The sequence below is a fragment of the Xanthobacter sp. 91 genome (genome assembly GCF_000702385.1).
Taxonomy (GTDB): domain Bacteria; phylum Pseudomonadota; class Alphaproteobacteria; order Rhizobiales; family Xanthobacteraceae; genus Xanthobacter; species Xanthobacter aminoxidans.
The window spans coordinates 3,291,844-3,303,951 of sequence record NZ_JNIB01000001.1; the positions used below are offsets into that span (position 1 = coordinate 3,291,844).

Here is a 12,108-nt window from a genome sequence, read left to right on the forward strand (position 1 = left end):
GGCTATAGCGTCGATATAATTCTCGTATTCACCCGGGGTCCGTCAATTAAATAGAATACTTTTTCATAAAATCTGGATAGATCGAATATATTCGAATCATCGTTCCAGCCTTGGCAAAATCCCTGATTGTCATGCGACGCAAGACCCGAGTGCTCGCCAGGGCGTGATTGATGCCTTCACTCAGGCTTGCGCGTCCTGTTCTGTCCGGGCGACGTCATCCAGGGTCTTCAGGCTGAAATAGAAAACGCTTCCCTCTCCCACGGTCGAGCGCGCCCTGAGCATGCCGCCGTGCGCGTCGATGATGGAGCGGCAGATGGACAGCCCGATGCCCATGCCGGCGTGCTTGGTGGTGAAGAAGGGTTCGAAGATGCGGGCAAGAACATCCTCGCTCATGCCGCAGCCGGTGTCGGCGATGCTCAGGCGCACCATCCCCGCGTCCCGAGAAGTCTCGATGGTCAGGCGCCGCCGGCCGGGATCGACCGCCTCCATGGCGTGAATGGCGTTGGTGATGAGGTTGAAGACGACCTGCTGCAACTGGACGGGATCGGCCTCCACGGGGCGCCGGTCCACCGCCAGCAGGTCGACCAGCTCGACCCCGTTCGACTGGAGATCCTTGACCACCAGCCGCATCACGTCCTCGGTGAGATCTTCGAGGCGGATCGGCTCCAGCACCGGGGCGGTGCGCTTGGCCAGCGCGCGCAGGGACTTGACGATGCCCGCCGCGCGCATGCCCGAGGCCCGGATCTGCTCCACGCCCTGCAAGGCCTCGTCGACGTCCGGCTCGGCGCGCCGCAGCCAGCGCATCGCCGCATCGGCGCTCGCGACGATGCTGGTCAGGGGCTGGTTGATCTCGTGCGCGATGGAGGCCGCGTAATTGCCCATGGCCATCATGCGGGAGGCGCGACCGAGTTCCGCTCGCGTCTCCCTGAGATCGAACTCCGCGCTGGCCCGCCGTGTGTTCTCATCCACGAGATCGTTGTAGAGCCGGGCGGCATCGAGCGAGATGGCCGCCTGCGTCGCCAGCAGTTCCAGCAGCGCCGTGCGGTTCGGCGTGAAGACGTCCGCCGCGAGGTTGTTCTCGAGGTAGAGAACGCCCACGAGGCTGCCGCGCTTGATCAGCGGCATGAAGAGGAGGGAGCGCGCGGGCGCCCCCCCGTGGCCGGCGGCGCGCAGGCCCGGTTCCTCGCTGGCGGCATCGGCGAAGACCGCCGTCCTGCGCGTGCGCATGACCGTGTTGAGCATGGCCAGCGGCAGATCCCGTGCGGTGGGAACGGCGGAGTGGACGTCCACTTCCACCTGCTGGTTTTCCACGCGCGCCGAGGCCTCGATCACCGGATCGCCGTCGCGCATGAGGATCAGAAGGCCGTATTGGGCACCGGCATGGACGATCATCTCCCGCATCAAGGTGCGGATGACCTGATCGAGCCCGACTGTCTCGGCCAGCGTCTGCGCGGCCTTGGTCATCACCTCAAGGTTGAGGCCGCCCTGTCCCGCCGGGACGCCCGCGACATCCGCCGTCCCGTCGCCGGCCCGGTGATGGCGCGCGCCGGCGCCGCCGTCGAGCAGGAGGGGGAAGCTGCGCAGCAACTGGTCCGCCTTCCCCTGCGCGCCCCAGTGCCGGTAGTGGCTGATCGCCGCCTGGACGTATCCAGAGGTGGGAATGCCCAGCCCGGCCTCACGGCAGCAATAGGCTGCCAGCTCGTAGGCCAGCGCCTGCTCATGGACGAACCCGCTGGCCGCCGCCGCGTCTGCCGCCTGCTCGTACAGGCGCTGCGCGTCCGCAGGGATGCCGGACAGCCGCGCCGCCTCGGCCTCCAGAAGCAAATGCTTGCACTCGAAGGTGGATGGATTGAACCGGGCGCGATCGGCAAAGCGCCGCCGCAGCTCGTCGATCCTTCCCAGCGTCACCTTCCGGGCGGGCGCGCCTGCGCTGGTGCGGGCCAATGCGAGGGCGAGGAAGAGCGCGCATGAGGCGGTGTCGATGTGCGCTGGCGCCGCCCAGCTCAGCGCCGCCGCCTGTTCCAGCTGGAGGACGGCGCGCTCGAAATCGCCGAACAGGAAGGCGGTGACGCCTGCGTAATGGCGGACCCAGAAGAGGGTCGCCAGCGAGGTGATTTCCGCTTCCGGAACGCCCTGCGCGCCGTCATAGTCGCCGGATGCAAGCGTATCCACGAAGCGGGACTGTGCCGCCAGGATGAGCTCGATGTCGCGATACTTGAACTGGCGCGTCCACGCCAATCCTTCCTCGATGTCGTCCCGCACCGCAGAGAGGGGCGCGCCCAGCATGAGCATGTTGGACGCGATGTGGTTGCGGGCATAGCAGGCCCAGCCGAGATCGCCGGCCGTCAGGCCGATTTGCGCTGCCTCGCGTGCACGGTCGAGGGCGAAGCGCAGTGGCCGCGTCCACGCGCCCACCTGGTCGAGGGCCAGCAGAACCGCCGTCTGCTGCGCCTCGTAGCCGTCCCGCTGGACGATATCTTGCGCCATCATGGCGTAGGTCTCGCCATCCTCGTAGGCGCCGTAGAGATCCGCGCAGAACACGCCGAACCACGCAAATCCGTAGGCCGCCTCCGGCGTCATACCGTGATCGAGGGTGAGTTCGACGATCTTGATCAGATGCAGCACGCGCAGGCCGCCGCGCACGAAGAAGGCCGCGCTCAGGGCAGAGAGCAGGGCGAGCGCCGACCGCATTGCGGGGTCGGTGATCTCCGGCAGGTCGCGCAGGTGGGAGACGTCGAGGGCATTGAGGCGGGCGCTGCATGCCTGATAGGCCTGCGCGAGCTGTTCGTCCGTCACGAACCGCTCGAGTTCGACACCGAGGAGGGCGAGCCCTGCCAGGGCCTCGTCGATCGCCCCTTCGTAGTCCGACCGGATGGTCCGCGCGATGGCCTTCAGGCGGTAGAGGTCGGCCTGCTCCACCGGAGTGGCGGCGATGGCGAGCGATCTTTCGATGGCCGGCAGGGCCTCATCGATCCGTCCGAGGGCGATGAGGATTTCGCAATGGAGCCATTTCACCTCCGCGAACAAGGCGCGATGGCTCACCTGCCAGACGTCGGGCATGAGGCTGCGGGCCATCTCGATATGGCCGGCCGCCTGTTGAACGGCGCCGGAATTGCGGGCGTGGCGGGCCGCGGTCCGCAAGGCCCTCACGAAGCTCAGGCGCTCCGCCTCGTCCAGCGTGGTGCGATCTGCGCGCTCGATCTGCGCGGCCATGGCGAAGGCCCAGTCAGCGTCTCCGTCGCGCGCGATGGCGATCATGCGCCGGGCGATGGCCAGATGCTCGGCCGGGCGGTCCGGCTCGGGAATGGAGGCGTAGGCGGCTTCGAGCACGCGGTCATGGGCGACGACGTAGTCCGCATCCCGCCGCAGGAGCAGGCCGGCTTCCACGAGCTCGACCGCCACATGCCCTGCCTCGGCCTCGGACTGGCCGACGAGGTGCGCAAAGGTCTCGCCTGAAACCCGCCCGCCGACGCTCGCGAGCCGCTGCAGGACACCCCGCTGGCTCGGCGGCAAGGCGTCGAGCCGCTGCAGCATGAAGTCCGAGACCGAATTATACGCGCCGAAGCGCAGCGCATCCCAGCGCCAGCGCTGCGCCTCGGGATCGAAGGCGATCACCCGGTCATCGAAAAGCTTCTGCAGGAGCTGCCGGACGAAGAAGGCATTGCCCCCCGTCTTGCGATGGATGCTGTCCGCGAGCTCGCCGAGTTCGGCCGGCGCGCCGTTCAGCGCACTCGCGACGAATTCGAGGGTCTCCGCGCCCGAAAGCGGGCCGACGCGGATCTCCGTTGTCGGCAGCGGGCCGGTGCGCGCCTCCGCCAGCAGTCCGGCCAGCTCCGGATGCCGGGCGACCTCTTCCTCGCGATAGCTGCCGATCAGCAGCGCATGCGGCGGCGCTTCGCGCCACAGGGCCTGAAGGGCGCCGAGGCTCGCCGCATCCATCCATTGCAGGTCGTCGAGGAACAGGACGAGCGGCCGGGACGGCGTCGCGAAGGCTTTGAGGGTCTGGAGCACGATCCGCACCACGCGCGCCTGCGCCATGCTCGCGGCGACCTCGGGCAGGGCGCCCCCGTCCGAGAGAATGAACTCGGCCTCGGGCACGAGGTCGATCAGCAGGCTGCTGTAGCCCGAAAGCTGGGCGGCAAGGCGCTCCCGGATGCCGTCCAGCACGTCCGCGCTCTCGCCCAGCGCCCGCATGACCAGGGTGCGCAGCGCCTGGGCGAATGGGGCGTAGGGCATGCCCTCCTGCAGCAGGACGCTCTTGCCGGCCGCGAACTGGGCTTCTGCCGGCAGCCAAGCCTTCGACAATTGCTCGACGAGGGCGGACTTGCCCGCCCCCGCCTCGCCGCGCAGCAGGATCAGCTCGCTCCGGCCCGTTCGGGACACACGCCCGAAGGCCTCCACGAGCTGCGACAGCTCCAGCGCGCGGCCAAACAGCCCGCGTGCCTCAAGCCCCTTGCGCGCGAATTCGCCGCGGCCGAGGGCGAAAGTCGCCGCGCCGTCGCCGGCCGCCAGCGCGGCGCGGGCGAGGCGCAGGTCGATCTGGAGCGCTTCGGTGCTCTGGTAGCGCTGCTCCGGATCCTTGTCGATGAGCTTCATGAGAATGGCGTCGAGCATGGGCGGGATATCGCCGCGCACGGCGCCGGGCCGTACCGGTTCGACCGCCACATGGGCGTGCAGCCACTCCGCCATGCTGGTGGCCTGGAGCGGCAGCCGGCCGACGAGCAGCGCATAGAGCAGCACGCCCAGCGAATAGAGATCGCTGCGTGCGTCGCTGGTCGGGCGGTGGAGCCGCGCTTGTTCCGGCGCGGCGTAGGCGATGGCGTCGGCCGCCGTGAAGCCGGCCGCTTGCGGGGCATCGGTGCCTATGGGGCCGACGAGATGGCGGAAGCGGACCCGTCCCCGCTCCTCCAGAAGCACGCTCGGCGGCTTGAGGCCGCCATGGATGGTGCCGAGCGCGTGCAGCCGCGAGAGCGCGGCGGCGATGGCGATGCCGAGATCGAGGAGCGCCTCCGGGGCGAGCGTGCCGGGGGCGAGGTCGTCGAGGCTCGCCATCGGGCGATCCGGGTAGAGGAGGAGCACCCGGCTGCGATGCTCCAGCCGCTGGGGCGGGTCGATGAGGTCGGAAGGGAGACCCTGCGCCAGGGCTGCCTCCCGATCGAGCAGGGCCGCGGCCGGACTGCCCCGCAAAGCGGATTTCACCCGCCAGCGTTCACCGGTCAGCTCGTCCTCGGCGAGACAGGATTCGATGCCGTCAACGGCGCCCTCCGACGTCAGCGCGAGGCGGTCGAAGGATGCGGCGTCCATCCCGCTGCGGAGCGGGGCGCTGTTGCCGTCGATGTCTCGCACGCTGTCCACTGGCGATCTTTCATCCGTTCATTGCATAAATGTACGAAAAATAGGTGTTGTTTCTTATTTGTAGTGCGTTATTGCAAGAGCGTCCAGCGCGCCGTTGGCGCTTGCGGCTGGCGGTCGATGCGCCGGAGAGACCCGAAAACCGGCTATTTATCGTTCGATTAAATATTCTCGAACGGGCGCCCGCGTCAAGGTGGCTATGGTCGGCACCGACGCGACGGGGAGGGGGCGACGATCACATGTCAGGCATCGCCTGGGCGCGCCGCGCCTGCGGTCCGGTCGAAAGCGAGCGCGTGTGCCGCCCCCACCCCGGCCTCAAATTGCCGCCGAGGCGACGCGCAGGCGCCTGGCTCATGGTCATCGATCCTCGCATCTGATGCGTCCCGGAAAATCGTCGCCATGGTGCCGGTGTTCGGGATCGGTCTCTTGTCGAATATGCCGGTCGCTTTGAACGATTGCGTTATGGGAGACGATGACGGCGGCGGTGCTTCTGCTTTGGGCGCTGGGGGTATGAGATCACGGGCGGGCCCGGGACAGGAACAGCCCGCACTCACGCAATCGCTCGCCCCGTGCCATGTGGCTTCGGGGCGAGCGATCGCGAACCGGGCGGGCGGTCGTCAGCCGTAGCCGCCGTGCCCCCCTTCGTGCTGCACCTTCCCCCGGAAGATCCAGTAGGCGTGGGCCTGATAGGCCAGCACCACCGGGATGATGACCATGACGCCCACCCCGAGGAAGGCGAGGGATCGGGGATCCGAAAGCCCGTCCCACACCGTGACCTGACGGGGCACCACATAGGGCCACAGGCTCACCACGAGGCCGAACAGGCCGAGGGCGAACAGAACGAGGGACAGAACGAACGTCTGCGCCTCCCGGCCATTCCAGATGGCCCACCAGATCCCCGCGATCACCGCCACGGTGATGAGCGGCACGGGCGCGAGCCAGAACAGGTTGGGAAGGGCGAACCAGCGGGCCGCGACCTCGGGCACGCTCCAAGCACTCCACAGGCTCACCAGCAGCATCATCGCGGCGGTGAGGATGAGCGCGGCCCGGGCGATCTCCCGGCCGAACACCTGCGTCGGCCCCTCCGCCTTCCAGATCAGCCATCCGGCGCCGATGAGCGCATAGCCGCCCACGAGGCCGATGCCGCACAGCACGCCGAGCACGCTGAGGAAGCTGAAGGCGCTGCCGGCGAACATGCCGTTCTCCACCGGCACCCCTTCGATGAGCCCGCCGAGGATGAGCCCCTGGCAGAAGGTGGCGAGGAGGGAGCCGGCGAAGAAAGCGGCATCCCACACCGGCCGGAACCGGGTCGCCTGCAGGCGGAAGCCGAAGGCGACGCCCCGGAAGATCAGGGCGAACAGCATGAACATGATGGGCAGATAGAAGGCCGGCAGGAGGATGTAGTAGCCGGCGGGAAAGGCGGCGAAGAGCAGCGTGCCGCCCATCACCAGCCACGTCTCGTTGCCGTCCCAGACGGGCTCGATGGAGGCCATCATCACGTCGCGGTCCTGATCGCGCGGGGCGGGGAGGAAGAGGATGCCGACGCCCAGGTCCAGCCCGTCGGCGAGCACGTAGACCGTGACGCAGAAAAGAGCGGCGGCGGCAAAGAGGAGCGGCACATGGTCCGCCTGCATCAGCTCGGTCATGGTCAGGCCTTCGCTTGTCCGGCGCCGGGGACGGGCGACGGAAGGGTGGGGGAGTTGGTGAAGAGGCCGACGCTGGCGCGCTCCATGCCGGGGCGTTCCGCCACCTCGGGCGACGTTTCGGTCGGGCCCTTGAACGCCACCCGTCCGGCGAACCAGAGGAAGGCAAGGAGGAGCAGGTTGTAGACGGCGAAGAAGATGAGGAGGCTGGTGGTCACCGCCCCGGCGGCCACCGGGGCGACGGTATCGGCGGTGCGCAGCACGCCGTAGATGATCCAGGGCTGCCGGCCCGCCTCCGTCACCGTCCATCCGGCCAGCACGGCGACGAGGCCGAGGGGGGTGGTGGCCATGGCGAGGTACTGGAACCAGCGGGTGTCGTAGAGCCGTCCGCGCATCCGCAGCACCAGCCCCGTCAGCGCCGTCATCAGCAGCAGCATGCCGATGCCGGCCATGATGCGGAAGGCGAAGAACACGATCGGCACGTTGGGCTGGTCGGCGGGCGACACCGCTTTCAGGCCCTCAACCTCGCCGTTCCAGCTGTGGGTGAGGTAGAGGCTGGCGAGGTGGGGGATTTCCAGCGCATAGAGGTTCTTCTGCGCCGCCATATCCGGCCAGGCGATCACCGTCATGGCCGGGCCGCGGGTGGTGTCCCACAGGCCTTCCATGGCGGCGAGCTTGGTCGGCTGCTCCACCAGCGTGTTGCGGCCGTGCAGATCGCCGATGAAGATCTGGAGCGGGGCGAGCACCAGCGCCAGCCACAGCGCCATGGAGAAGGCGGTGCGGGAGGCGGCCACATGCTGGCCGCGCCACAGATGAAAGGCGGAGACGCCGGCAATCATGAAGGCGCAGGTGAGGAAGCTGGCGCACACCATGTGGGCGAGGCGATAGGGGAAGGAGGCGGTGAAGATCACCTGCCACCAGTCCACCACATGGAAGATGCCCCCGGCATCCGCGACCGCGCCGGCCGGGGTCTGCATCCAGCTGTTGGCGGCGATGATCCAGGTGGTGCTGATGAGCGCGCCGCCCGCCACCATGAGGCAGGCGAAGAAATGCGTCGCCTTCGACACGCGGGATTCGCCGAACAGCATGATGCCGATGAAGCCGGCCTCCAGGAAAAAGGCGGTCATGGTCTCATAGGCGAGGAGCGGGCCGAGCACGTTGGCGACGGAGCGCGAGAAGCCCGCCCAATTGGTGCCGATCTGGTAGCTCAGCACGATGCCGGTCACCACGCCCATGCCGAAGACCAGCGCGAACAGGCGCATCCAGAAGCGCATGAGGTCGCGGTAGACGGTCTTGCCCGTCCGCCACCACAGGAAGCTGAGCAGGGTGACGAACCAGGCGGTGCCGATGGTGAGCGTCGGCCACAGGATGTGAAAGCCGACGGTGAAGGCGAATTGCAGGCGCGAGAGCGCAAGGGCGTCCATGGTCATTTCGCTCCGGTGGCGGGGGCGGATTTCACGAGGCGCACGGGGACGCCCTTCGAGGCCGGGGTGAAGCTCTGCGGGTCGTGCGCGTAGAGCGGCACGAGGGGGTTGGTCTCGGGGTAGTAGGCCGCGCAGCTCGCCTCCGGGAACGGATGGAGCACCACGCGGAAGCCGCGGACCGCGCGCTCGATGCCGTCGGTGGAGAGGGTCACGATGTCCACGCGGTCGTCCGGCTTCAGCCCGCGCTTTTCCATCTCCTTCTCGCCGAGGAAGATCACATCGCGCGCGCCATGGACGCCGCGGTAGCGGTCGGAGAGCGAATAGAGCGTGGTGTTGTACTGGTCGTGGCTGCGCACGGTGGTGAGCCAGAGCGGGTGGCCGCTGACGCCGGGGTCCTCGCACAGGCCTTCGCAGACGATGAAGTTCGCCTTGCCCGAGGCCGTCGCCCAGATGCGCTCGCGGGCGGTGGAGGTGAGGTGAAAGCCGCCCGGCTCCTTGATCCGTGCGTTGTACCCCTGGAAGATCGGGAACACCGCCTCGATGTCCTCGCGGATCAGCGCATAGTCCGCCGTCAGCGCCTCCCAGTTCACCCTGGAGCGGCTGCCGAGCGTTGCCCGCGCCATGCCGGCGATGATCGCCGGCTCGCTCTTCAGATGCGCGGAGGCCGGCGGATTGTGGCCGGTGGAGGCGTGGACCATGGACATGGAATCCTCCACCGTCACCGACTGCGGCCCGCTCGCCTGCATGTCGATCTCGGTCCGGCCGAGGCAGGGCAGGATCAGCGCGTCCCGTCCGTGGACCAGGTGGCTGCGGTTGAGCTTGGTGGCGATGTGGACGGTGAGGTCCAGCCGGCGCATGGCCGCCTGGGTGAGCTGCCAGTCCGGGATCGCGGCGGCGAAATTGCCGCCGAGGCCGATGAACACCTTCGTCTCGCCGCGCAGCATGGCCTCCAGCGCGGTGACCACGTTGTGCCCGAAGGCGCGCGGTGGGGTGAAGCCGAAGCGCGCCGCGATGGCATCAAGCAGCGCAGCGGATGGCACCTCGGTTATGCCCACCGTGCGGTCGCCCTGCACGTTGGAATGGCCGCGCACCGGGCAGATGCCGGCGCCCTCGCGCCCCACATTGCCCTTGAGCAGCGCGAGATTGGCGATCTGCTGCACATTCTGCGTGCCGTGGCGATGCTGGGTGATGCCCATGCCGTAGACCAGGATCGCCCGCTCCGCCCGCATGTAGGCCTCGGCGGCCATCTCGATGTCGGCGCGGGCGATGCCGCTCTTGCGCTCGATGTCCTCCCAGGAGGTCGCGGCGAGGTCGGCGATGAGGGCATCGATGCCGGCGGTGTGGCCGCGGATGAAGTCCCAGTCGAGCACCGGCGCCAGTTCCTGCGCGCGGGCCGCTTCATCCGCCGCGACGAGATGCTTCATCATGCCCTTGAGGAGGGCCACGTCGCCGCCGACCCGCACCTGGAAGATGCGCGAGGAAATGGGCGTGGAGGTGAGCGTCGCCATCTCCACCGGGTTCTGCGGCGCCTGGAAGCGCTCCAGCGCCCGCTCGCGGAACGGGTTGAACGACATGATGGTGGCGCCGCGCCGCGAGGCGTTGCGCAGCTCGGTCATCATGCGCGGCGAGTTGGTGCCGGGGTTCTGGCCGAAGATGAAGATGCAGTCGGCGCGGGCGAAATCCTCCAGCAGCACCGTGCCCTTGCCGACGCCGATAGACTGGGGCAGCCCGACGCTGGTGGCCTCGTGGCACATGTTGGAGCAGTCGGGAAAGTTGTTGGTGCCGTATTCGCGAGCGAACAGCTGGTAGAGAAAGGCCGCTTCGTTGGAGGCGCGGCCCGAGGTGTAGAAATCCACCATGTTGGGGTCGGGCAGAGCATTGAGATGCTGTCCCACGAGGGCGAACGCCTCTTCCCAGCGCACCGGCAGGTAGCGGTCGCTCCCGGCGTCATAGCGCATGGGATGGGTGAGACGGCCCTCCATCTCCAGCTCGTAGTCGCCGAGGGCGGCAAGCTCCGTCACGGTGTGGGCGGCGAAGAATTCAGGCGTGCAGCGCTTCGCCGTCGCCTCCCAGGCCACCGCCTTGCCGCCGTTCTCGCAATATTCGAAGGGCGAGGTGTGCTTGGGGTCGCCCCATCCGCAGCCGGGACAGTCGAAGCCGCCGGGCTGGTTCATCCGCGACAGGGTGGCCATGCCGGACACGGCGACGTGCTGCTCCACCAGCGCGCTGCCCATGGCCTTCAGGGCGCCCCAGCCGCCGGCGGGCTCATGATAGGGACGAATGGTTTTCGCGATGCCCATGGGCGGCTCCCGCAGCAATGAGGGGGTGAGGCCGTCAAGCGAGGGGGCTCGTCTCGACTGCACAGGTCGCCGGACGTGAAAGTAACCGGAAGACGAGGATATGATTGCCGCAGGATCAGCCCGAATAAATGGGCTTCACATATGCCCGGCGCATACCTTTGTATGGCGCGGGACAGTCTTTGCGCAGGATGACGGGGCAGGGGACGAGGCAGGGATGAGGCGGCGCGAACGCATACGGCCCGCCCGTTTCGGGGCGGGCCGTCGGTCGGCTCGGGTCGGTCGCTACTTTCCGGAGATCGAGACCGTCGCGGTGAGCCCGGCGGAGAGGGTGACAGACGGTGGCACCGGATCGAGCGCGATGCGCACCGGCACGCGCTGGGCGAGGCGCACCCAGGTGAACACCGGGTTGACCGAGGCGAGGCCGGACACGTCCGGCGCCACATTGGGGATGGCGATGCCCCGGCCGATGCCACTCACATGCCCGGTGAGCGGCGCGCCATAGGCCATCAGCGCCACTTTCGCCGTGTCGCCCAGATGGATGCCGGAGAGGACGGTTTCCTCGAAATAGCCGTCCACCCAGAAGCTGTCGCTGTCCACCACGGAGAGCGCGCGCTGGCCGCTGATGCCGTAGTCGCCGACCTGGGTGAGGAGGTTCGTGACATAGCCGTTCACCGGCGAGACGATGCGCGTGCGGCTGAGGTTCAGCTTCGCCTGGTCGCGGTCGGCGAGCGCCTGCTGATAGGCCGCCACCGCCATGTCCGCCGAGGCCGCGAAGCTCTGCTTTTCCTCGTCCGACGCGGCGATGGCACTCAGCTTCGTCCGCCGTTCCGCCTCCGCCTTCTTGTTCTCGAGGTCGGCCTTCGCGCGGGCCACGGCGGCCTCGGCGTTGGCGAGCGCGTTCTGGTAGTCGGAGGGCTCGATCACCATCAGGAGGTCGCCCTTGTGGACGAACTGGTCGGCCTTCACCGGCAGCTCGATGATGCGTCCCGAGATCTGCGGCGCCACGGTGACCACGTAGGCCCGCACGGTGCCGTCGCGGGTCCAGGGCGTGGTCATGTAGGTCTCCCACATCCTCCATCCGAGGATGCCGGCGATGCCGACCACGGCGAGTGTCAGGAGCACGCCCATCACGCGACGCGAAACGGAGGTCCCCTTTTCGGCAGGGATGTCGATGGCGGTCATGAACCTGCTCCTATGCTCAGGACGGTGAGGGACAGCACGATCACGTAGATCGCGAGATTGAACAGGGCCGGGTGCCACACCGTTCGCGACAGGCCGGTGCGGTTGCCGAACATGATGAGCGGGATGGTCATCAACCACGCCGCCAGCATCATGGCTGCAAAGGGCGAGAACAGCACGCCGAGGAGATTGAGTTCCGAGAACATGGGA

6 protein-coding genes are annotated in these 12,108 nt (G+C 68.0%); all 6 read right to left on the minus strand.

Annotated elements, in window-relative coordinates:
- Nucleotides 1-180: 180 nt before the first annotated feature.
- A complete protein-coding gene (locus A37E_RS0115530) occupies nucleotides 181-5,355 on the minus strand; it encodes an ATP-binding sensor histidine kinase (protein ID WP_029557441.1) in 5,175 nt (1,724 codons plus the stop codon).
- A 614-nt stretch (nucleotides 5,356-5,969) separates the two neighbouring features.
- Nucleotides 5,970-6,998: a cytochrome d ubiquinol oxidase subunit II gene (gene cydB / locus A37E_RS0115535; RefSeq protein ID WP_029557442.1), complete on the minus strand. Its 1,029-nt coding sequence runs from the start codon at nucleotides 6,996-6,998 to the stop codon at nucleotides 5,970-5,972.
- Nucleotides 6,999-7,000: 2 nt separating this feature from the next.
- Nucleotides 7,001-8,419 (minus strand): cytochrome ubiquinol oxidase subunit I, encoded by a 1,419-nt coding sequence (locus tag A37E_RS0115540; protein ID WP_029557443.1) that lies wholly within the window; start codon nucleotides 8,417-8,419, stop codon nucleotides 7,001-7,003.
- 2 nt (nucleotides 8,420-8,421) lie between these two features.
- Nucleotides 8,422-10,719, minus strand: coding sequence for an FdhF/YdeP family oxidoreductase (locus A37E_RS0115545; protein ID WP_029557444.1), 2,298 nt, complete (start codon nucleotides 10,717-10,719; stop codon nucleotides 8,422-8,424).
- Between the two features lie 282 nt (nucleotides 10,720-11,001).
- A complete protein-coding gene (locus tag A37E_RS0115550; RefSeq protein ID WP_051679079.1) occupies nucleotides 11,002-11,901 on the minus strand; it encodes an HlyD family secretion protein in 900 nt (299 codons plus the stop codon).
- Entirely contained in the window at nucleotides 11,898-12,104 is a 207-nt protein-coding gene (locus A37E_RS0115555; protein ID WP_029557446.1) for a DUF1656 domain-containing protein, read from the minus strand. Before A37E_RS0115555 ends, A37E_RS0115550 begins: the two co-directional genes overlap by 4 nt.
- Nucleotides 12,105-12,108: the final 4 nt, after the last annotated feature.